Raw genomic sequence first — 21,594 nt, 5'->3', positions numbered from 1 at the left:
GCGGCTGTTTTTAATAGGATATGTTGCGTTTTTTAAACTGAAAGGCAGTCAAACTCAACGACAGTATCAACGTCAGCATCATAGTCCACACCATCTATAGAAAAACCGAAAAGTTGCACAAATTCTTCTTTATATTCTTTATAATCGGTTAATTCGAACAAATTTTCCGTGGTAATTTTAGGCCATAATTCTTTACAAGCCTGTTGAACATCATCACGTAACTCCCAATCATCAAGACGTATACGACGAGCTTGATCCGTTTCCGGTGCACTGCCGTCTTGTTTATAAAGTTGGCTGGTAAACAAACGATAAATCTGCTCCATACAACCTTCGTGAAGGCCTTTCTCTTTCATTATTTTAAATACCATGGAGATATACAGCGGCATAACAGGAATGGCAGAGCTTGCTTGGGTGACAACACTTTTTTGTACCGAAACATAAGCTTCACCATTAAGAGGTGCAAGCTGCGCCTGAATAGCGGTCGATGCCCGGTCCAAATCTATTTTAGCTTTACCCAATGCGCCATCCCAGTAAATGGGCCAAGTTAGCTCGGTACCAATGTATGAGTAAGCAACGGTTTTAAGGCCTTCAGCTAATACACCGGCTTCGCCCAGCGCACTTAACCATAACTCCCAGTCCTGTCCGCCCATTACCGTCACGGTATCAGCCACTTCTTCTTCTGTTGCCGGTTCAACCGTTGCATTGATAATCACATCTTTATTAGTATCAATCGCCGTTGAAATGTAAGTTTCACCAATGGGTTTTAAGCTTGATCGAATCACTTCGCCAGTATCCGGTAATTTACGAACCGGCGCGGCAACCGAGTAGATAATCGCATCTATTTGGCCTAAGTCTTGTTTGATTAATTCAACCACTTTTGCTTTTATTTCGTGAGAGAAGGCATCTCCATTAATACTTTTAGCATATAAACCATCCGCTTTTGCTTGTTTTTCAAAAGCTGCACTGTTGTACCAACCTGCAGATCCTGGTTTTTTCTCCGTTGCCGGTTTTTCAAAAAACACACCAATGGTTGATGCATCGCTGCCGTATGCTGCAGCAACGCGCGAAGACATACCGTAACCTGCTGAAGAACCAATCACTAATACACGTTTAGGGCCATTGGCAATTTTCCCTTGTTGTTTAGTGTATTCGATTTGTGCCTGTATATTTTTTTCGCAGCCCACGGGGTGAGTTGTTGTACAAATAAAGCCACGAATCTTGGGTTTAATGATCATAATTTGAGCTCTTCTAAGTTAGATTTAATATGAGTTTTGGGTAATATACACTGTTTTTTTAGTTGCACAAAATAGCTGCCGGTAAAACACTTGAAAATACAAATTCAAAGCCTTAGATTTATCTACCCAAATTACTTGAAGATCCAGATTACTGCATCTTCAAATAGTTTGGGTATAACTGACTTTATTTTGCCAATAGGGGTAATTCTCCACTTAAGCCCATTGCCTGTTTAATAAATGATTTTTTCAGTGGACTGACTTGGTCGGTAAAAACCAGTGCAACATCGCGAAGGGCTTTCTGGAGGGGATTGTCTCCCTCAAATAATTGCTTTAACAATTCCATTGACGCAATCATTTGTGCGGCTTCAGTTTTTCTCCAACGCTCAAAATAACGGAGGTTTTTATATAAACCAATATCCTTTTCTGCCGCAATATTTTGTTCAATGGTTTGTCCTAAACTGACCGCATCTAACAAACCAAGGTTAACCCCCTGCCCCGCTAGAGGATGGATAGTATGTGCAGCATCGCCAATTAAAGCGATTCGGTGTTTGGCAAAGTCTCGCGCATAACGCATGCGAAGAGGAAAGCTGAAGCGCTCACTTTGCAATTCACACAGCCCTAAACGGTTATCAAAATTGCGCGATAATTGTTTATTAAACTCGACAGCCGTTAAATTTTTTAACTGCTCAGCTTTTTGCGGTGATACTGACCAAACAATAGAGCATAAATTCTGTTCAAAAAGAGGCAAAAAAGCGAGTGGCCCGTCGGGCGTGAAAATTTGCCGGGCACAATGCTCATGCGGCAGTTCTGTTTTAATCGTCGCGACCAGTGCATGATGCTGGTAATCCCAAAAGGTTAAAGGAATAGTGGATTTTTCCCGTAACCATGAATTTGCACCGTCAGCCCCTACAACCAATTTCGAGGTCAGAGTTTTACCACTGTGCAGGGTTAACCAGGCTTCACCTTCACCAAAAACAATATCATTTAAGCTATCTGGACTGTAAAAAGAGACATTCTTTTGTTTTTGTACTGTATCGAGTAAGGCAAGGCAAAGATTGTCATTCTCAATAATGTAACCGAGCTCCGAATATCCGACTTGCTGAGCAGAAAATTCAATTTTTCCAAAACTATCCTTGTCCCAGACCAGCATGCTGTCGTATGCCGTTATTCTTCCACTATCAAGCTGCTGCCAGACGCTTAATTTTTCAAAAATCTTTTTACTGGCGAAGCTAATAGCACTGACTCGATTAACTGGCTTTTCGGGTAATATTGGCCTGTTGCTGGTTTCAATCAGCGCAATCGATAATGCACTGTCTGCTAGGGAGGCTGCCAACGTCAGCCCGACAATTCCGCCGCCCACTATGGTTAAGTCGTATGATTGCATCATTTGTTTGTATCTCTGCTGAGTAATGGAAACTGCCCTTTCGCCTGTTTTATAATAGGAGCTGATAAATCGGGTAAATAACGCATCGCCTGTAAGACAACATTTCGTCCCAGTATAATAGGCCTGTTGCTGGTTTCAATCAGCGCAATCGATAATGCTCTGTCTGCGAGGGAGGCTGCCAACGTCAGCCCGACAATTCCGCCACCTACTATGGTTAAGTCGTATGATTGCATCATTTGTTTGTATCTCTACTGAGTAATGGAAACTGCCCTTTCGCCTGTTTTATAATAGGAACTGATAAATCGGATAAATAACGCATCGCCTGTAAGACAACATTTCGTCCCAGTATAATCGGCCAATGGTTATTATTAAAAATACGCACGACTGAATCCGTGAGACTGATGGTATTATTATGGTCGCTCTCTCGCGCTAACCAATAACGATTCAGCATATCAAAACCACCTATTTTTTGAGGGTCCTGCAACTCACTGATAATGGAAGATAATACAAACAAATCACGCATCCCTAAGTTAAATCCCTGCCCCATCACAGGGTGCAGACAATGAGCAGCATTACCAATACAAACACCTCTGTGGGCAAAAGGTTGTGTCGTTTTTGTCAATTTCAGCGGGTAGCTGTCCCGTTTTCCAGCCGCAGTAAACACGCCTGCCAGATAGCCAAAAGCATTCTGCAGTTCACTTAGGAAATGTTCGTCATTTAATGCGCATAAACGGGCAGCATCACCACTTGCCACCGACCAAACTAATGAGTAACGATTATCCGTTAAGGGTAATAAGGCAATAGGACCAAATTCGGTAAAACGCTCAAACGCCTTATTAAGATGCGGCTTAGAACAACGCACATTAGCAATAATCGCAGTACATTCATAATCAAAAGATTGTGAGGGGATCGACAGCAGATGACGGGTCGAACTGTTTGCTCCATCTGCTGCGACACATAATTTAGCCGTCAGAATAGTATTATCAAAAAGATGACAAAGGGTCTGCTCTGGCTGTTTTTCAATTTTGGTAATACGTGAATCATAAAAACGCGCTAATTGTGTTAACTTATCTAATCGTTTGTTAAGCGCGCAGCCAATTTGATGCAGTTCGAGCACATAACCAAATGCTTGAGGCTCATCTTTAGCGCATAAATCTAATTTCCCGAAACAACCGCGATCAGAGATATGTATCTCTTCAATCGGCTGGGCATGCGCTTTAATATCCGCCCAAAAACCCAAGTCATCGAGTATATCGCAGGTGCCTGCGCTTAGCGCAATACTGCGCGCATCAAACCCCGGAATAGAGCTTTTGCTGCCTGATGCTGGTTTCGGGTTTTCATCGACAAGGGCAACCCTCAGCGTTGGACTGCGCTTTAATAAGGCATAAGCAAGCAGACTGCCAACAATACCTGCCCCGACAATAACAAGGTCATAATCACTATTTTTATCCATAGACAGTTACATTGGCCATTAATGCTTCAATTTCATTAATACTCTTAGGGACATCCGCGCTTAACACTTCAGCGCCACTTTGAGTCACTAAGACATCATCTTCGATGCGAATACCAATGCCCTTCCAAACATCATCGACGTTAGCATTTTCACTGATATATATACCAGGCTCAATGGTGATCACCATACCTGCTTCGAGTAAACGGGGATGTTCAGCAGTACCGTATAAGCCTACATCATGCACATCTAATCCTAAATAATGACCCAGACCATGCATATAAAACTCTTTATGAGCCTGATCCTTTATCAGCTGCTCACTGTCTCCTTCTACAATCCCCAATTCAAGCAGACCCTCAATCATTTTCTTAACGGCACTTTTATTAATATCGGCCAAGGCAACACCGGGCTTTACCTGATTAATCGCACTTACTTGAATATTCAAAACCAGTTGATATAGTTTTGCCTGATGCTCAGAAAAAATACCATTAACAGGAAAGGTTCGGGTGATATCACCTGCATAGCCCTTATATTCAGCACCGGCATCAATTAAGACCAGATCCCCATCATGTAACTGTTGATTATTTTCCGTGTAATGTAAAATACAAGCATGATGGCCACCAGCAACGATACTGTTATAAGCAACATTCGTCGCACCCTGTTGAGCAAATTCGTAGCGAATTTCTGCTTCTAACTGGTATTCCCACATGCCTGGATGACAAAGCTGCATGGCTCTGATGTGCCCCGCCGCTGAAATTTCAGCCGCATCAGACATCAATGCCATTTCATTTTCAGATTTAATTAGACGCATTTCATGCACAATGGCAAGGTTATCAATAAACTGCGTAGGCGCAGCCTGTCCTTTGCTGCGATCTGCCCGCATTAAGTTAATCACAGAACTTAAGCGTTTTTCCAATTCGGGCGCATTAAAAACGGGATAATAAAGCACAGAAAAGTCACCAATAAAGCCCTGCAGTTGCTCTTCAAATTCGAGAACATCATAAGCCAGATCAAAACCAAGTGTACTCACGGCGGCACTTTGTCCCATGCGCAGACCATGCCAAATTTCCGCATTTTTATCTTTTTTTCGATTAAATAAAACTGTTTGCTGCTCACCACACTTATTGATAATCAGCAAATAAGCATCCGGCTCATTAAAACCCGTTAAATAATAAAAGTCACTATTTTGCCGGAAAGGATATTCAGTATCTTTACTGCGTATCTTTTCTTCCGCTGCCGGAAAAATAGCCAGACTATTATTTTGCATCTTTGTAAAAAAAGAGGCTCTGCGTTGTTGAAATTCAGTCATTACCATTAATTATTAATCCTAGTGAAGGGTTTTTGAAATGGGTGTGTTGGGGTTACGTGAAAAAGTATTAAAGCAAAGCATTGCGCCAACACGAAGATACTCAACAATCTCAGCAAATGCGATTTCTGACTCTTCATCTTCCTGTTCAAAATCCAAACTCACCTGGGAGATATCACGAATATCACGAATCAATTCTTGAACGTCAGCAGGTGCCTCATTTAATGCTTGCTGCACCATACCAAATCCAACTAAAAAGCCTTGAGACCATTGTGACATTGCTTCGGCGCGTTCATCAAGTGGCACCTCATCATCGGGTAATAACAAGTTAAAGCCCAAACCATCATCGGTAAACTGATTAACAACTTGCCCATAAATGGATTCTACCAACTTTTGCGCGGAACGAGGCAACCCCACCCCTTCGTTGACAACATCATTAAAATGAGGTCGCCAACTTTTTCCATCAAGCTTAACACCACCGCAAATAAGGCCGGACAAAACACCATGAGTTTCAGATGCATTAGTAAACAGCTCTGCAGCTTCCAAGGTTTGGGTTATTTTGTTAAAACTTGGTAGTGGTTCATTACTCATTCGTTTTACTCATCAATTAAATAAAATATGAAAGCTTAATACTAACATCCTGTCGTTTTTGTCGCTAGTAACTACTTGAAACTTCATAGCATGGTAGCTATAGTTCGTAAGTTATACATTCTTTTTAAGCTTGCCAACACAATAGCGCCGAGCTTACTTTAAATTTACATTTCACAGGTTGATTATGGCACATATTGATATATCTATTTTAGGGCAACAATACAAAATATCATGCCCGGAAGGGGAGGAGTTAACCCTTCAAAACAGCGTAGATCAATTTAACGAAAGAATTAGCAATATAAAAAGCAATGCACGAAATTTACGTAATGAACAGGTCATTGTGCTAGCGGCATTGAATTTCTGCCATGAACTATCTGTAGAACAAACACAACATAAAGAACATGTAGAAAAACTGGATCAACGAATTCAAAAGATTAATGATTCAATTGACTTGCGCTTAGCAAAAACAATCAAAAAAAACTAACGGTGACATTGACACAACCACATTAATTTTTAAACACTTAAATTACCTATTAAAAAAATGTAAATGAACTTTGAAACAATGTCGAAATTCTATAGGAAAATCCTTTCCAAATACAACAAACTCGCGTAGAGTTATTTCAACCCTCGGATATCCGCTCTTCTTGACTACGTCTCTGAGCCGATAATTATAATCCCGGTGACTTGGCTTGAATGCTACTGTGCAAGCTCGGCTCGTATCGAGAAGCCTACGGCAAACACTAAGACACCTACCTTGACCTTCGGGTTCAGGTCTACAGTCAATAACGATATCCTTGGGTTACTTTTTTCATCCTGCAAAATTTAGAAATATCCATACCTTGCCCTTCGGGTTTAGGTCGACATCCAATAACAAACTCCTCTGATTACTTTTTTCATCCTGCAAAACTTAGAAATATCCATACCTTGACCTTCGAGTTTAGGTCGACAGTCAATAACGCTATTATTGAATCACTCCCCTTTTGTTCTATATCCTAAACGCTATTACCCTGCTCTATCAATAATGCTTCTATTTTAAATTCACTGTAATAATTTTTCTTAGTGATTTTTTGCCTTCATCTGCACATCGATAGTGAATAGTATTATTCAAAAATTAACCTATCCAGCTCAATTAGAACTGAATACCTTATGATAATGTCGCAAAATAGGCATAATAAAAAAAACAGGTTAGACATAGCTGTAAATTATAAAGTAAGCTTAAAAACAGATTTAAAAATCATGCATCGCCATCAAAAATAGATGTACTGACTAAAACTATGTCAGTAATGATAGCCCCTCCCGTAATATCTATTATTGACACTCAGGTGTATACAAGGCAAGCAGACTGGCCGTAAGAGGGCTTAGTTAGATATTCCACTATTATTCTGTGCTTATTGCTACTTAAATGGCCGACCGTTGAAAGGATATAAAATGAAATTCAGTTTCAATATGGAAGATGTTAGTCAAGTGTTTGTCGGCGCTTTTGCTCTGGCAGTTCCCATCTCTTTTTCGGAAGAAGCGTGGCGATTGAGTGAAACGCTACCCTTCCCTAACTTGCTCATGTTACTTACTTTATCGATACTATTTCTTGCATTTTTTACCTATCAAAGTGTATTTCAAAAGAATATTAAGTCTCGTGTAATCGTCTTTATTTTTCGTATCTTTATAGCTTATGTCATGGCCGCTTTTGTGGTCAGTTTGGTTTTATTCTGTTTAAATAAACTGCCGTTGTTAGAGGATCCAATAACCGCCTTAAAACGCATCATAATCATTACTATGCCTGCATCAATGGGCGCTATTGTAGTCGATAGCTTTGACAAAGAGTGATCAACACTCGTTGAGCGAATACCAAAATAAATATTCATATTGTAAAACAGCCCCCCTGAACCTATTGATTAATTTTGATATCCGAACCTTTCAATTGATCTCGCAATTTTATTTATTTTGATATAACTGACACTTCTCTAACAGATTTATAAATGCATCGACGCAGAGTTACAGCAAGGTAAAACTGTTTTAAACCTCAGCATAAGAGGGTCTTAAAAAACGGTTAAAAACAGCCTTGATCACTGGGATAGCGTTAATAAAAAACGACCTGTCTGAGCCACTGTCAAAAATGTATTATGCGTAGTATTATTTCTCCACTCTACCGCCATGGATTAGCATTGACCTATGAACAAAACACTTTCTCGAACAGAAATACGGCATCAAATCCGCACAGCAAGACGTGATCTTTCCGGCTTACAGCAAAAACAAGATGCAGACAGCTTATTCTCCCGTTTAATTAAACATTCGCGGGTTCAACAAGCGGGAAAAATATCGGTCACTCTTGCTTATGATGGTGAAATAGATACGCTTCGATTTGTTGAGTGGTGCTGGCAAAAAAACAAAAAAATATACTTACCCGTTATACACCCCTTTAACAAAGGTCACTTGTTGTTTCTGGAGTACACCACAAAAACTGAAATGGTGCTTAATCAACACGGGATATTTGAGCCCAAATTAAATCAATTAGATGCCTGCCCAATGAAAGAGTTAGATCTTATTTTCACTCCTCTGGTCGCATTTGATACACAGGGAAATAGGATTGGCATGGGAGGGGGGTATTACGACAGAATGCTGGCTCCCTGGTTTAAAGATAAAACCGGCCCCTATCCAATAGGGTTAGCCCATGATTGCCAGCAAGTGCAGCAACTACCCGTTGAAGAATGGGATGTGCCTTTACCTGAAATAATAACTCCTTCAATGCACTTTTGTTGGTAAGAACAAAACCCTAGAAAATGAATAAACAGCTAGCTACTTTAAGATCGAGAAATCAGCAAGTAGCTTGGGTACTGCTCTCCCATAACGAACTTTCCGCTTTCCTGTCGGGTGCTGGCACAGTGCGACACCTCTTTTTGAATAAGCTGCTGCAAGTAGTTTGCCTGTATACCCAAACTACTTGAAGATGCAGATTCAGAGTTTCGCCCGGATGCTAGAGCAAGACGTAACATGATGAGAATGGTTATTCCCTTCTCAAGTGTTACAACGCAGTGCTAGTTTTTGGGCGAATATCCCGAAGGGCAAGGCGATAAACGACGATCTTCGTTGTTAGAAAGCTTCGATTTAGAATAACTAGATCATCAGCCTTCTGCCTAGAATTTCATCATTTATCGTCTTGCTGATTCTTACATCTTCAAATAATTTGGGTATTAAATCGCCCTATTTGATCATTATCACATGGATAACTAAACAGGATTGAGTATAATCTCCGCAACTTTTATAGCGAATGATAAAAACAGGAAGCCCGGACTATGACACAAGATGAAATGAAAAAAGCAGCCGCCTATGCAGCCTTGGAATATGTACAGCCAGATTCAATTGTTGGCGTCGGCACTGGCTCAACAGTGACTCATTTTATTGATGCGCTGGCAACCATAAAGGATCTTATCAAAGGTGCGGTTTCAAGCTCCGATGAGTCAACTGCAAGGTTACAATCCTATGGTATCGATGTTTTTGATCTTAATGAGGTTTCTGAATTGAGCATTTATGTCGATGGTGCGGATGAAATAAATCCCTATAACCACATGATCAAAGGTGGCGGTGCAGCCTTAACGCGTGAAAAGATAATTTCAGCGGTTGCTGAAAAATTTATCTGTATTGTGGATAACACTAAAAATGTTGATATTCTGGGTGACTTTCCATTACCTATTGAAGTGATTCCGATGGCGCGCAGTTATGTCGCACGTGAATTGGTTAAATTAGGTGGAGATCCTGTTTATCGTCAGGGTGTGGTAACAGACAATGGCAATGTGATTTTAGATGTTCATAACTTAAAAATTGCTGAACCCCTTAAATTAGAGGCGCAAATCAATGCGATTGTTGGCGTAGTCACCAATGGTTTATTTGCAAACCGTGCGGCTGATGTTGTTTTAGTTGGTACACCAGAAGGTGTTAAAACGCTAAAATAAGAACATCTTTGAGTGTGAGTGAGTATGGAAAACGCTGCACACACTCACCTCAAAAATAAAACGTAATAACTAAGTCAAAACTTTTATTTGTGAATTTCATCACAAAAAGTTCACAACCGCTGTAGTTTTTGCTATTTTAAGTTATCCAAAATTACACTTCCCATTTTATCAACTAAGTCTGCTTATTGAATACTTAGTTGGCATATTGGAACTCTTAAAATTTGTTTGTCCATTTACCTTATTGACAGACCACAAGGAAATATAATGACTAAGCTTTCGCTTGATAAAGATAAAATAAAAATTCTGCTACTTGAAGGATTACATCAAAGTGCGGTTGATACTTTCACCCAGGCTGGTTACAACAACATCCAAAACATCAAAACAGCGTTAAGCGAAGAAGAATTAATTGAAAAAATTAAAGATGCACATTTTGTTGGTATCCGTTCCCGTTCTAACCTTAATGCAACCGTATTAGCTGCCGCAGATAAACTGGTTGGCATCGGTTGTTTTTGTATCGGTACCAATCAGGTTGATTTGAATGCGGCTCAAGCAAAAGGAATCGCAGTATTTAACGCGCCTTTTTCAAATACCCGCAGTGTTGCTGAATTAGTGTTAGGTCAGTCATTATTATTATTGCGTGGTATTCCAGAGCGTAACGCAAAAGCGCATCGCGGCGAGTGGGATAAATCAGCCACTAAGTCCTATGAAGCGCGTGGTAAAAATTTAGGTATTATTGGCTATGGCCATATTGGAACTCAGTTTGGTATTCTTGCTGAAAACTTAGGTTTTAAGGTGTCATATTACGACGTCGAAAATAAATTAAGCTTAGGTAATGCGGTACAGATAGCGACAATGGAAGCCTTGCTTGCTCAGTCTGATATTATTAGTCTGCATGTTCCTGAACTTGACTCGACTAAAAACATGATGGGTGCTAAAGAATTTGCACAAATGAAAGATGGTGCGATCTTTATGAACGCAGCACGTGGCACCGTTGTTGATATCCCGGCGTTATGCGCAGCACTTGAGAGTAAAAAACTTTCTGGAGCCGCTATTGATGTGTTCCCAACTGAGCCCGGATCAAATAAAGAAGAGTTTATTTCTCCGTTGCGTAAGTTTGATAACGTACTCTTAACTCCCCACGTTGGTGGCAGCACCCAGGAAGCACAAGAAAATATTGGCTATGAAGTTGCGGGCAAGTTAGTTAAATACTCTGATAATGGTTCAACATTGTCTTCTAATAACTTTCCTGAAGTATCTCTACCGGTGCATGTTGATGCCAGCCGTTTACTGCATATTCATAAAAATATGCCGGGTATTCTAACCAAAATCAACTTGACCTTTGAAGAGTATGGCATCAATATTGCGGCACAATACCTGCAAACAAATGCAAATATTGGTTATGTGGTCATTGATGTAAATAGTGATGATGCGCAACTTGCATTAGCTAAATTAAATGAGATCGAAGGGACAATTAAAGCGCGTTTATTAAGATAAACCCACCAACATCTAGCATCTCTCGACCCTTAAAAAACCTGAATGTGATATTCAGGTTTTTTAAGGTCGTAATCAAAGTGCCAGATTCTCCGGCTTGATCATTTAAAAAAAATAACCTGTTGCTAAAAATTTTGCGGTTGGGGTAAAAAACTCCAGGCAATAAAGCGGCTCACTTTCTGCCCTTGCGCCATTTTAATAACCTTTACATGCTCAGCGCCCACTTTTTCAAGTTGTTGCTTTAATGGTGCTATATTGTCGGACTTTGAAACTAAACTGGTAAACCAGCACACCTGCCGGGCATAATCTTTACTTTCCTGAATCATCTGTTTTAAAAATCGGATTTCCCCACCAGCACAACAAAGCTCACCTTCCTGCCCTGCAAAATTAAGTACTCGCGATAGGTTATTTTGATCGTTACTGAGATTCTTTATTTTTCGTGCACTTCCGGCAAGCGCTTTTTCCATAGAGGCATGAAAAGGGGGATTACACATGGTTAAGGTAAATTTGTCTTTTGGTTTAATGATCCCTGCAAAAATAGCCTGTTTATTCGCTTGTAACTGCACTTTAATAAAAGGTTTAAGAGAGACATTTGATTTTATAATCAGCCCCGCCATTTTTACCGATAACGGATCAATATCTGTTCCCACAAAAGACCATCCGTAACTTTGGCTGCCTAAAATAGGATAAATGCAATTTGCACCTGTCCCTATATCTAATACCTTAACCTGCTTACCTTCTGGGATTTTTCCATGAAAAGTGTCGCCCAATAAATCCGCAAGATAATGAATATAATCGACACGCCCCGGAATTGGCGGGCATAAATAACCCTTCGGTATTTGCCAGAAATCAACATGATAAAACTGTTTAAGCAAAACTTGATTGAGCAGTAATACCGCCTGTGGCTCAGCAAAATCAAGTGTTTGTTCACCTTTAGGATTAGTCCTTAAAAATGTGCTTAATAATGGGGATTGCTCGCAAAGTTGTTTTAAATCGTAATGACCCCGGTGTAAATTTCTTGGGTGTAATAATTTTTTAACTTGTATATCCTTGGTCATTTAATTTATCCAAAAAATGGGCGGTTAAAAAGCATAATGTTAAAGTCATTGACTAAATTATCTAAAGAGATGCTTATACCAAACGCATCAAATAAGTGTTCAGCCTTGCTGGTTAAAATCAAGCCTATCTGCGTTATAAGTCTTATTCATAACATCCTGTTCTTCACCACTTCGTGGCCAGCTAAAGCTGTTCAAAATCGTTCCATACGATTTTGTGAAAGGAGAATAACTACTTTCTGCAACTTAGTGTTAATTTTTCCTACGCAATGCAAGATCACATCCTTAATACATTTGGTATTATAAATTCATATCGGGATATTCACTCAACTCACCGCGAATATCTAAGATATTCCTTTTATAGGAAAATTTTATCATCTGATGATCAAGCGCAACAGCAAACCAGGCGGTAAGGGTACGATCATTTTTTTTCATTTGCTCAACACGGTAGCTCTCAAATTTTCCAAATTTACTGTCAATCATCTCTTTCCCGGTGACTTTAAAAAAGTAGTGCCCGATTGAGTCCGAGGTTTGCATAAAAAACTCAAAGTCAGTTTGTCCTGATTTTAATCCTTTGCGGATTTGCAGAAGAACGGCATTAAAATCCACAATATACTCGTCCGGGTTACTGAAATAGGTACTTTTTCCATTATTAATTATGGTTGTATTATGGCCATTATTAGAAAATTGTGCAGCCATACTCACCGAACTGAAACCAACGCTATTACGTAAAAAACGTTTAGTTAAATACTGTTGGGTTTTTTCATCCCAATAAATATCTGAACTTTGGTTACCACCGAATTTCATCAGTAAAAAAGACAGATCCGTAATAGTATTAACCTTAATTTGCTCGTCTTTCAATTGCAGTTCTCTGATCATTTGTCCTATTGATAGCTTTTTGTAATACACATCGTAAACATAAGTCTGTTCATTGACAGGCACTAAATCAACTTCTTCCGCAAGCCCTAACCGGCTTGTTGTCAACAACAAAAAAAACAACAAAAAAGATAAAAACTTATTTATTTTCAAAGGACTATATCTCCTGAATTTTTTGTACTATGGTAAATAATCCATTCGCACGAGACGGGCTTAAATGCTTAAGTAAACCCAGTTTTTCAAAATAGTGATGAATATCAAAATGGCGGATTTGCTCCGCGTTTTTACCCTGATAGATAATTAATAAAATCATCATTAACCCTTTGACGACACGCGTCTCACTGTCCATGTTAAAGGTATAAAAATCTTCCTCTTTCTCAATTATTAACCAGGCTAAACTTTCACACCCTTCAACCCGATTAGTTTCAATTTTATCCTGTGAATCCATATCCGGTAGTTTCTTACCCCATTGAATAATTAATTTGTACTGTTTATCCCAACTTTTATTTTCTTGAAAATCATTTAATAATTGTTCTGTTGTCGGTAAAGACAATGCCATTGTTACCTATCCTTAATTTAACCAACGTTTGTGCATTTGCTTGCTTTAAAAGTTTACCAAAAAATATAAAACGGCACACTTCTTTATAACAAGCCATTGTTACGTATCGCAGCCATTATAGTCAGAATTACTATGACTATCTTTTTTTATTATTCATATAATCCGAAAATAAAATCAATGCTCCACTACTACCGGTTAATTGTGCACTTTTATTATCATCCCTTCCAACCCATGTTGTCACCACCTGCTCGGCATCGAAACCAACAAACCAGCTGTCATATAAATTGTTGGTGGTGCCTGTCTTACCGGAAAAGTATTGCCCCTTATTGCGCCAGGTTAAACTGCGGGCAGTGCCTTGTGTGGTCACTTTATGCATTGTATTGGTTAATTTTGTGACCGCCTTTTCAGAGAATATTTTTTTACGCCGAACCGGACGTTGATACAGCAACTGTCCCTCTTTTGAAACGATTGAGCGAATAATTGTTAATGGTTGATAAACGCCGGACATAGTGATGGGTTGATACAGTTGTGCGACCTGGAAAGGGGAAAGGGCCACACTCCCTAAAACCAAAGAGGGGTAAGCGCTGATTTTTTCCGTCACCCCCATTTTATACAAGCTATTAATAACATTGTTAAGACCCACCTGCATCCCTAGATTCACCGTCGGTACATTCAGAGAGTAAATTAAGGCATCCTCGAGGCTCACATCTCCTCGGAATTTACGGTCGTAATTTTTTGGACTCCAGTGCTCACCGGAACCATTTGTCAGGAGAATCTCTTTATCATTTAATCTATCATCCAGATCAAATCCCCCGTCCAACGCCGTTAAATAAACAACGGGTTTAACCAACGATCCGATCGGCCTTTTGGCATCCAAAGCGCGGTTAAAGCCACTAAATTTCACCTCTTTTCCTGAAACTAAACCCAGTACCTCAGCATGCTTGCGATCGCTCACCACCATCGCGCCTTGTAGCATCAATTGGCCTTTTTTTTCAAGACCATCAATGCCCTGCGAAACGGCCAGCTCAGCGTTTTTTTGCACGAAGGGATCGATCGAAGTAAAAATAAACAAACCGTTACGTTTACGTACTTTATTAGTAACATTCGCCTGCAACTCTCGCCGCAGCAAACTGACAAAGGCGGGATTTTTTCGATGATTTAAAGCACCTATTGCGCTTAAATTAAGCTCACCCCGTACTGCATATTGATAGTCGCGAACACCAATCAGGTTATATTCAAGCATCGTACGCAAAACCAGATCGCGACGTGCTAATGCCCGCTGCGGATTGCGGTGAGGGTTATAATAGGAAGGGCCTTTGATAATAGCCACCAGCAGGGCAATTTGTTCAATCCGTAATTCATTAATAGGACGGGCAAAATAATAATCACTGGCAAGCTCAATCCCATAGATACCAGAGCTACCATTCTGAGCCAGATAAACTTCGTTTAAATAGGCTTCCAAAATTTTATCTTTACTGTATTTATAATCGATTAGCAACGCGATATAAGCTTCTTGAAATTTACGCCACAAACTGCGATCTTCGTTCAAAAAAAGATTCTTGGCCAACTGCTGGGTAAGGGTACTGCCCCCCTGTAAGGTTTTCCCGGCCTTAACGTTAACGATAAATGCACGGAGAATAGCTATCGGCGAGATCCCCTGATGGTGATAAAAATTACGATCCTCCATCAATAACAAAGTATTAACCAATAGATCGGGAATTTGCTCAAAAGGAATAAAAACACGATCTTCAATATTATTCGAAGCAAGCCGCTCTAATAATAAGGGATCCAGACGCACTGAGTTTATATTCTGCTGATTTTTACCACTGATCGACTGAATCCAATCACCTGAAAAGTTAACCGTAATCAGCTTCGCACTTTCATAACGATCCGGAAAATTAAAAGCGCGTTTATAAATCAGCACCTGCTGTTTGTTAACCGCAAACTGCCCACTTGCCTGAACGTTTCGTACCGGACGATAGTTTAATAACTTAAGCTCGGCTATTAAGGCTTGTTTCGACAGCTGGCTGCTGCTGGTTAATAAGAGAGGCCGGGCATAAACCTGTGCCGGTAACGTCCACGTTGACCCGTCTAATTTACGCTCAATCTTTTTATCAAAATAGATACCGGCGATAAACATCAGGGCAATAAAAGCGATACTGCCTTTCCAAAAAAAAGACCATAAAAAGCTTAAAAATAACTGTTTCAAAGATTTTTTATTTTGAGATTTAGGTTTAGGTTTAGGTTTAGGTTTAGGTTTAGGTCCAGCTTTAGATTTAGGTTGTTTGCTTGTTTCAACAACCTCAGGTGTTTTGCTCTTTTTAGACATCAACTTCCCAACTGTTTTATTTTTGATCTATCCACTTTTTGCGGCTGCGGCTACGGCTTCAAACCTTTTATCCGACCAATAATGGACCGTACCAGCGGATTAGCAAGCAATTTGCCAATCTGGATCAGGAATGCTGACAAAAAGGAATATAAATAAAGGTGATTTAAATTTGTCTTGACCATAACTGACCCACGCTTGAGGGTATCTTATTCGTGATAAATTTAAAAAGAAGAAACAGTGACTGACGCTTGTAACTAATTATCTGCACTGCAGAAACTTAGTTCTGAATGGCCGTTAAAAACGGCAACAATGGCATCCAAAAATTGGCTATGTATCGCTTGGCATTAGCTTATAGGTGATAACAAACAACTCATTTGTATTCGGATAGATTTCTTTAATAAGCTCTTTGAGCCTCGGTAATGCTAAGTGTTCCTGCTGAGCATGGAATTCGTTGATCAGATCAAACCTTATTGCTTCTACAGACACAATTTCTATCTCACAAACCTTTTGATCTGTTTCCAAGGTGAAAACTTCGACTTGAGAGCCGACAAGATAGTGGCTTTCAGACTTATCCCGAATCGTTATTGTCTTTTTACCCGATTTAATCAATGGCGTAAGAAATTCAAAAAACGTAATTTTATTCGCAACATCAATCATTATTCATTCTCATTTTGTAATATTTAAGCAGATCAATACACGCAGGGTTTGTCTTCTTGTTAAACAAATCCTGCGCGTCCACTGCACTAAATTGTTAGGCTATTTTGCCGTTGTGTCACTTGTTACCGTGGTTTTATCCTAATCTGTCTCCTATTACTTTGTTTCCTGATCTTCTTCCTCCCGATCAGCATGAGCATCTGCATCAAAAGGGGTCACATCTTCCAGTTCACCAAACCAAAGATATGAACTGGTAATTTCATACTGGCGCTCATTGTCCGTTGTAGAGAGTTCTTTCAATATCCAAAGTATATTTTTTGCCTCAGGGAAGCTCTCTCCAATGATTTTCTCTTCAAAAAGACGATTTAGAATGGCAGATTTCTTCAAGCCATTAGCAAGCAATCTGACGATCACCGCATGCAGTGATCCGTCAAAAATATCAAAGGATTCCTTTTTATCTGCGCTTATTTTTATCGTAAATTTAACGCCTGTAGGCTCGGTGAACGTGCCATTATAGGCTTTTCTTAACAGTTCATAGGCATTAAAAAGGCTCATATGATACGCAGGATCTGCATGTACTTCCCAAAGATTCTTTTCCAGCATTTGATGACTGATTTGATCTATCTTGCCTGCCGTAATTTCATCTTTAAAAATATGTGCTAAAAGCAATTTAGCGGATTCATGAGCTTCTAAATCATTAAGCGACATCAAACACATCTCTTTTAACTCTGATTCACTCATTCCGCCAAGTTCATCTTCACCCATATCAATCATCGATAACAGCGCTTTATAATCATCTGCCGTCCAAGCATTTTCAATTTCAGAAATTTTCAGAAAAGATAAAATCTCGACATTAAATTCATTGTTCATTGCAATCTCCTGTTATTAAAAGATGAGGCCTTTTTTGTGACATCTCAATTAGTTGATTATATAAGTCATAGTGCACGGTAGGAATCAGGTCTTTTTTACCCTATCCTATCAATAAGGTAAGAAATTCAAAAACGTGATTTTATTGGCAACATTAATCATTCTCACTTTGTAATATTTAAGCAGATAGTGATTAAGCTAACATCATTGGCCATATTATTATATTTCATTTATTCCAAACCTGAAGATTCCCACCGCACCATAGCTCGCCAATCCAGAATATAACGTCGCTGAGATACTTGCATATTTATCAGGTGACTCCCGGGTATGTTGGCGAAGACGTGGCAGCCCATTTTCTTAAACTACTTATTGACCAGAGTGATTGACTTGGGTGGAAATGCTTTTTCTGCTATTAAGCGAAGGTTGCCAGAAATAAACAATGATTGACTCTGCTATTTTAAGAAAATGTCTTGCCGCGTTGTAGGGGTATTTGACAGTACCAAGCCAGCATTCTTGTGCTGTCACGAGTCTTTCCTATGGAATATAATGCCCGGATAATATTATATTTTTGTAGATTGACTTATTAGCTGGTTGATTGCTCGACTCTCGCCAAGAATATTCCCATTGCAATAAACAATGAACCAAAAACTTTGTTTTGTAATTTTACAAAATTGGATTTAACTAAATAGGGTTTCAATAAGGTCGCTAATAAAGCATAACTGCACATAACGGCTAAATCGATCATTAGCACCGTACTCCCTAATGCAATATATTGAACAACCAGGTCAAGTGCAGGATTTAAAAATTGCGGTAAGAAAGCCGCTAAAAATACAATCGATTTAGGATTCATCATATTGGCAGCGAAGCCTTTCCATATTAGATTTTTATTGGATACATTAGATACTAATTCATATTCAGAATTTACTGGCCCCTCACAACTGAAAAATTTAGAGAAGCCTAAATATAATAAATAAGCGGCCCCAAGATATTTTAATATTGTAAAAGCCAATGCAGAAGTGGCTAACAGCGCGCCGAGTCCCGCTGATACAATTAAAATATGGGTCAACAATGCTATCTGTAAACCTAATATATTCTTTACTGCAGTTTTAAAGCCCCCAGAAATTGAGTTACTGACCGTTGTGACCATACCTGCACCGGGAGCAATACTAAAAATCACACATGCCAATGCAAACGTTAACCATAATTCTAATGACATACTGAATTCCTTTTTATATTGATAAATACTGATAGCTAATGCTCTGCTTACCGGCGAGTAAACTGTTTTAGCTTTTGTAAAAAATGACCGCTGTTATGCGCACCTGTTTAATAAATTTGGTATTAGTTGTACTTTTTATTTCGGTGTTTCAGCCAACCGTGAGCATGTGAATGTCGAGGATCTTTGTGCGTCCAATGCACCACCCCGCCTTTACTGTTCCACTCATACTCACCATAGAATTCAACCCAATCCCCGGCTTTCAAATTTGAGATTCTTGGCGCCAGGTCGATATTATGGGACACCAAAATAGTTTGGTGGTTAACTAAGCGGAGAATAAATCGCTGATGCTTAGCACCATAGGTGTCATCAGCAAGAATTTTAATGACTTCACCTTGCCCTTGAACTTGAATATCACTTTGCAAAGACTCATAGGCTTGCTTTAAGTGAGTATCATCCGCCCAAACTGGAAATGATAGAATGCTCAATAACACTATTATGCTCGCTAACATTCGTTTCATTTTTATAATCCTTAATGTTTCGACAACCTGCACCTGATGCCCCACGCATAATAGTTGCCTGCTATATATTCTCCAAAATAAGCTTTAATGTTACATTTCCTCTGTTTAATTGGAAATATAATAATAAGCAGGCTGTTGATCATTCAAGTATGGAATTTTGGCTCAGAATAAAGAGTCCGACAGATCAAATAATTCTTGATTAAAAGGTCGTTTCATATTGTTGATACAATCAATAATATCATAGTGAACCATTTGTGAATTCACGACGCCAATGCAACGACCGCCTTGATCTTCTAATAACAGCTTAACAGCAAAAGATCCCATACGACTCGCCAAAATGCGATCTTGGGCTGTCGGTGTACCGCCACGTTGGATATGACCTAAAATGGTTGCACGTGTATCATGGCCGGTTTCAGCTTGGATATGCTCCGCAAGTTTATCAACCTTTGTTACGTGCTCACACATGGCGATAATCATATGGGTTTTACCTTTTGCAATACCGGCTTTGATTTGCCCCAGTAACTCAGCTTCGCTATACCCTTTTTCTGGAATTACAACAAATTCAGCACCGCCCGCGACAGCGGCACCTAAGGTTAAATCACCACAGTAACGACCCATGATTTCAACAATGGAGATACGTTTGTGTGATGCAGAGGTATCACGTAGACGGTCAATTGCTTCAACAACGATATTTAGTGCAGTATCAAAACCGATAGTATAAGTTGTACCTGGAATATCATTATCAATAGTGCCTGGAATACCGATACAGGGGTAACCCATTTCTGTGAGTTTTTTAGCCCCCATGTATGAACCATCACCACCAATAACCACTAAGGCATCAATACCGTATTTTTTAAGATTTTCAATGGCTTCTTCACGGGTTTTTTGTTGTTTAAATTCAGGGAAACGTGCCGAGCCTAAAAAAGTACCGCCACGGTTAATGACATCAGAAACAGAATTACGATCGAGTGGCTTAATCTTACCTTGATGCAACCCTTCATAACCATCAAAGATACCATAGACTTCTAAACCAAGATGTAAGCCTTCACGTACTACGGCACGGATTGCCGCATTCATACCGGGTGCATCGCCTCCACTTGTTAAAACCCCTATTCTTTTAATCATGACAATCTCCAATATACGAATAAATAGTCTTTCAATTTAGGTTAAAGTGAGCTCAACAACTTATAAAAACAACCCTTTAGTTATTTTAAACACTCACTCCCCCTGCCAGTTAAACAACTTTTGTTATACTTTCGATGAAAAGTAAGATTTAATTTCAGCTCTGGTCATTTCCTCGGTTTGATTGGAAAAACAATAATAGTCAGGCCGTTGATCACTAAAATACTGCATCGTCATGACAAAATCATTAACCTTTGAAAATAAGCCGACAGGAATATTATAACCACCACTTTGATTCAATCTGTAGAATAAATGAGTACCACAAGTAGAACAAAACCCCCTCGAAGCCCAGAATGATGAATTATATTCTTTGATATTTTCAGCACCTTTAATATTCACCTCAGTACCGCACTGAACTGAAAAAGAAGGGCCTCCTCCCCAATTTCGACAGGCATCACAGTGGCATACCGTGAATTTAGGATTTACATTGGCAACGTTTATTTTTACACTACCGCATAGACAACTTGCTTCATTTTTAATTAACGTAGGCATTCCGTATTACTCCCAAATGATGGTGCAAATATAATCAGGCTGTAAAATTTTTTATTTGCAGCCAGCCAGTTTAAAACACCAATCACATTAATTGACATTTTATTTACATTCAATTGGTTAATTTGGTTTTTAATAGCAGATTGGTTAAATTGAGCGATAAATCAGTTTATTGAAGGCCTATAACCTGTTTTTTTGAGATTAGGGTTTCACACTTAACCTAATACAGGCTCTTTCTTAACTTCTTGCGCTAAGCAATTCGCTATTGATTAGCAGATTTACGCTTCAGGACACCTTCTTTGTGGCTATTTCGCCTTGTTGGCGAGTCGATGATCAGAAACTTAAATACAGTTTCGCAGATCAAAAGAGTCATTCGATTTGAACTGCTAAAGAAAAAAGATCACCCAGGGCCTTTTAATAATTTGGCTTTATTGCCACTTTAGCC

21 protein-coding genes and 1 other RNA gene are annotated in these 21,594 nt (G+C 39.3%); 6 read left to right on the top strand and 16 right to left on the bottom strand.

What is annotated here, in order from left to right:
- Positions 1-32: 32 nt before the first annotated feature.
- From fabV to PING_RS03200, 6 genes are all read right to left on the bottom strand, one after another.
- Positions 33-1,235, bottom strand: coding sequence for an enoyl-ACP reductase FabV (gene fabV, locus PING_RS03225; RefSeq protein ID WP_011769023.1), 1,203 nt, complete (start codon positions 1,233-1,235; stop codon positions 33-35).
- A gap of 184 nt (positions 1,236-1,419) precedes the next feature.
- Positions 1,420-2,622 carry an FAD-dependent monooxygenase gene (locus PING_RS03220; protein WP_011769022.1) on the bottom strand — a complete coding sequence of 401 codons (1,203 nt, stop codon included), beginning with the start codon at positions 2,620-2,622 and terminating at the stop codon, positions 1,420-1,422.
- The gene (locus PING_RS21260; RefSeq protein WP_011769021.1) at positions 2,619-2,855 is read right to left on the bottom strand and encodes an NAD(P)-binding protein; all 237 of its coding nucleotides are present in this window, start codon (positions 2,853-2,855) and stop codon (positions 2,619-2,621) included. The genes PING_RS03220 and PING_RS21260 overlap by 4 nt, the downstream gene beginning before the upstream one ends.
- The gene (gene ubiH, locus PING_RS03210; protein WP_011769020.1) at positions 2,852-4,072 is read right to left on the bottom strand and encodes a 2-octaprenyl-6-methoxyphenyl hydroxylase; all 1,221 of its coding nucleotides are present in this window, start codon (positions 4,070-4,072) and stop codon (positions 2,852-2,854) included. The genes PING_RS21260 and ubiH overlap by 4 nt, the downstream gene beginning before the upstream one ends.
- A complete protein-coding gene (pepP, locus tag PING_RS03205) occupies positions 4,065-5,384 on the bottom strand; it encodes a Xaa-Pro aminopeptidase (RefSeq protein ID WP_011769019.1) in 1,320 nt (439 codons plus the stop codon). The genes ubiH and pepP overlap by 8 nt, the downstream gene beginning before the upstream one ends.
- 12 nt (positions 5,385-5,396) lie before the next feature.
- The gene (locus tag PING_RS03200; RefSeq protein WP_011769018.1) at positions 5,397-5,966 is read right to left on the bottom strand and encodes a UPF0149 family protein; all 570 of its coding nucleotides are present in this window, start codon (positions 5,964-5,966) and stop codon (positions 5,397-5,399) included.
- A gap of 184 nt (positions 5,967-6,150) precedes the next feature.
- Here PING_RS03200 and PING_RS03195 point away from each other — a divergent pair, with 184 nt between their 5' ends.
- From PING_RS03195 to serA, 6 genes are all read left to right on the top strand, one after another.
- Positions 6,151-6,450 carry a cell division protein ZapA gene (locus PING_RS03195; RefSeq protein WP_011769017.1) on the top strand — a complete coding sequence of 100 codons (300 nt, stop codon included), beginning with the start codon at positions 6,151-6,153 and terminating at the stop codon, positions 6,448-6,450.
- A 136-nt stretch (positions 6,451-6,586) separates the two neighbouring features.
- A non-coding RNA gene (gene ssrS / locus PING_RS19720) (6S RNA) lies at positions 6,587-6,770 on the top strand.
- A 624-nt stretch (positions 6,771-7,394) separates the two neighbouring features.
- Positions 7,395-7,790 (top strand): DUF2391 family protein, encoded by a 396-nt coding sequence (locus tag PING_RS03190; protein WP_011769016.1) that lies wholly within the window; start codon positions 7,395-7,397, stop codon positions 7,788-7,790.
- A 345-nt stretch (positions 7,791-8,135) separates the two neighbouring features.
- Complete coding sequence (locus tag PING_RS03185) at positions 8,136-8,726, top strand: 5-formyltetrahydrofolate cyclo-ligase (protein ID WP_011769015.1); 591 nt, start codon at positions 8,136-8,138, stop codon at positions 8,724-8,726.
- 530 nt (positions 8,727-9,256) lie between these two features.
- Positions 9,257-9,913, top strand: a complete 657-nt coding sequence (gene rpiA / locus PING_RS03180) for a ribose-5-phosphate isomerase RpiA (protein ID WP_011769014.1) — start codon at positions 9,257-9,259, stop codon at positions 9,911-9,913.
- Positions 9,914-10,177: 264 nt separating this feature from the next.
- Positions 10,178-11,407 carry a phosphoglycerate dehydrogenase gene (gene serA, locus PING_RS03175; RefSeq protein WP_011769013.1) on the top strand — a complete coding sequence of 410 codons (1,230 nt, stop codon included), beginning with the start codon at positions 10,178-10,180 and terminating at the stop codon, positions 11,405-11,407.
- A gap of 122 nt (positions 11,408-11,529) precedes the next feature.
- Here serA and rlmF read toward each other — a convergent pair whose 3' ends face one another.
- The 10 genes from rlmF to PING_RS03125 form a co-directional block, all read right to left on the bottom strand.
- A complete protein-coding gene (gene rlmF / locus PING_RS03170; RefSeq protein WP_011769012.1) occupies positions 11,530-12,462 on the bottom strand; it encodes a 23S rRNA (adenine(1618)-N(6))-methyltransferase RlmF in 933 nt (310 codons plus the stop codon).
- A gap of 297 nt (positions 12,463-12,759) precedes the next feature.
- Positions 12,760-13,488: a DUF3108 domain-containing protein gene (locus PING_RS03165; RefSeq protein ID WP_011769011.1), complete on the bottom strand. Its 729-nt coding sequence runs from the start codon at positions 13,486-13,488 to the stop codon at positions 12,760-12,762.
- A gap of 4 nt (positions 13,489-13,492) precedes the next feature.
- Entirely contained in the window at positions 13,493-13,894 is a 402-nt protein-coding gene (locus PING_RS03160; RefSeq protein WP_011769010.1) for a SufE family protein, read from the bottom strand.
- Between the two features lie 136 nt (positions 13,895-14,030).
- Complete coding sequence (mrcB, locus tag PING_RS03155) at positions 14,031-16,223, bottom strand: penicillin-binding protein 1B (RefSeq protein WP_011769009.1); 2,193 nt, start codon at positions 16,221-16,223, stop codon at positions 14,031-14,033.
- A 327-nt stretch (positions 16,224-16,550) separates the two neighbouring features.
- On the bottom strand, positions 16,551-16,880 hold the full coding sequence (gene yqfB / locus PING_RS03150) for a N(4)-acetylcytidine aminohydrolase (RefSeq protein WP_011769008.1): 330 nt from the start codon (positions 16,878-16,880) through the stop codon (positions 16,551-16,553).
- Positions 16,881-17,033: 153 nt separating this feature from the next.
- Positions 17,034-17,747 (bottom strand): hypothetical protein, encoded by a 714-nt coding sequence (locus PING_RS03145; protein WP_011769007.1) that lies wholly within the window; start codon positions 17,745-17,747, stop codon positions 17,034-17,036.
- A 580-nt stretch (positions 17,748-18,327) separates the two neighbouring features.
- Positions 18,328-18,960 carry a LysE family transporter gene (locus tag PING_RS03140; RefSeq protein WP_011769006.1) on the bottom strand — a complete coding sequence of 211 codons (633 nt, stop codon included), beginning with the start codon at positions 18,958-18,960 and terminating at the stop codon, positions 18,328-18,330.
- Positions 18,961-19,082: 122 nt separating this feature from the next.
- A complete protein-coding gene (locus PING_RS03135) occupies positions 19,083-19,478 on the bottom strand; it encodes a DUF3465 domain-containing protein (protein WP_011769005.1) in 396 nt (131 codons plus the stop codon).
- 162 nt (positions 19,479-19,640) lie between these two features.
- Positions 19,641-20,603 carry a 6-phosphofructokinase gene (gene pfkA, locus PING_RS03130; protein ID WP_011769004.1) on the bottom strand — a complete coding sequence of 321 codons (963 nt, stop codon included), beginning with the start codon at positions 20,601-20,603 and terminating at the stop codon, positions 19,641-19,643.
- Positions 20,604-20,726: 123 nt separating this feature from the next.
- Positions 20,727-21,152, bottom strand: a complete 426-nt coding sequence (locus tag PING_RS03125) for a GFA family protein (RefSeq protein ID WP_011769003.1) — start codon at positions 21,150-21,152, stop codon at positions 20,727-20,729.
- Positions 21,153-21,594 lie beyond the last annotated feature (442 nt).

Origin of the sequence: Psychromonas ingrahamii 37 (assembly GCF_000015285.1) — a bacterium.
In the GTDB taxonomy this organism is placed as follows: Bacteria; Pseudomonadota; Gammaproteobacteria; order Enterobacterales; family Psychromonadaceae; genus Psychromonas; species Psychromonas ingrahamii.
Note: the sequence above shows the minus strand (reverse complement) of the source record. Positions and strands in the feature narration are given on the sequence as shown.

Excerpts from the sequence above, each read along its gene's own strand:
- PING_RS21260 (WP_011769021.1), bottom strand. The coding sequence starts at position 2,855 with ATGATGCAATCATACGACTTAACCATAGTAGGTGGCGGAATTGTCGGG.
- PING_RS03190 (WP_011769016.1), top strand. The coding sequence starts at position 7,395 with ATGAAATTCAGTTTCAATATGGAAGATGTTAGTCAAGTGTTTGTCGGC.
- PING_RS03145 (WP_011769007.1), bottom strand. The coding sequence starts at position 17,747 with ATGAACAATGAATTTAATGTCGAGATTTTATCTTTTCTGAAAATTTCT.
- pepP (WP_011769019.1), bottom strand. The coding sequence starts at position 5,384 with ATGGTAATGACTGAATTTCAACAACGCAGAGCCTCTTTTTTTACAAAG.
- rpiA (WP_011769014.1), top strand. The coding sequence starts at position 9,257 with ATGACACAAGATGAAATGAAAAAAGCAGCCGCCTATGCAGCCTTGGAA.
- pfkA (WP_011769004.1), bottom strand. The coding sequence starts at position 20,603 with ATGATTAAAAGAATAGGGGTTTTAACAAGTGGAGGCGATGCACCCGGT.
- rlmF (WP_011769012.1), bottom strand. The coding sequence starts at position 12,462 with ATGACCAAGGATATACAAGTTAAAAAATTATTACACCCAAGAAATTTA.
- PING_RS03125 (WP_011769003.1), bottom strand. The coding sequence starts at position 21,152 with ATGCCTACGTTAATTAAAAATGAAGCAAGTTGTCTATGCGGTAGTGTA.
- mrcB (WP_011769009.1), bottom strand. The coding sequence starts at position 16,223 with ATGTCTAAAAAGAGCAAAACACCTGAGGTTGTTGAAACAAGCAAACAA.
- PING_RS03220 (WP_011769022.1), bottom strand. The coding sequence starts at position 2,622 with ATGATGCAATCATACGACTTAACCATAGTGGGCGGCGGAATTGTCGGG.
- PING_RS03200 (WP_011769018.1), bottom strand. The coding sequence starts at position 5,966 with ATGAGTAATGAACCACTACCAAGTTTTAACAAAATAACCCAAACCTTG.
- PING_RS03195 (WP_011769017.1), top strand. The coding sequence starts at position 6,151 with ATGGCACATATTGATATATCTATTTTAGGGCAACAATACAAAATATCA.
- fabV (WP_011769023.1), bottom strand. The coding sequence starts at position 1,235 with ATGATCATTAAACCCAAGATTCGTGGCTTTATTTGTACAACAACTCAC.
- yqfB (WP_011769008.1), bottom strand. The coding sequence starts at position 16,880 with ATGATTGATGTTGCGAATAAAATTACGTTTTTTGAATTTCTTACGCCA.
- ubiH (WP_011769020.1), bottom strand. The coding sequence starts at position 4,072 with ATGGATAAAAATAGTGATTATGACCTTGTTATTGTCGGGGCAGGTATT.
- serA (WP_011769013.1), top strand. The coding sequence starts at position 10,178 with ATGACTAAGCTTTCGCTTGATAAAGATAAAATAAAAATTCTGCTACTT.
- PING_RS03160 (WP_011769010.1), bottom strand. The coding sequence starts at position 13,894 with ATGGCATTGTCTTTACCGACAACAGAACAATTATTAAATGATTTTCAA.
- PING_RS03185 (WP_011769015.1), top strand. The coding sequence starts at position 8,136 with ATGAACAAAACACTTTCTCGAACAGAAATACGGCATCAAATCCGCACA.
- PING_RS03135 (WP_011769005.1), bottom strand. The coding sequence starts at position 19,478 with ATGAAACGAATGTTAGCGAGCATAATAGTGTTATTGAGCATTCTATCA.
- PING_RS03140 (WP_011769006.1), bottom strand. The coding sequence starts at position 18,960 with ATGTCATTAGAATTATGGTTAACGTTTGCATTGGCATGTGTGATTTTT.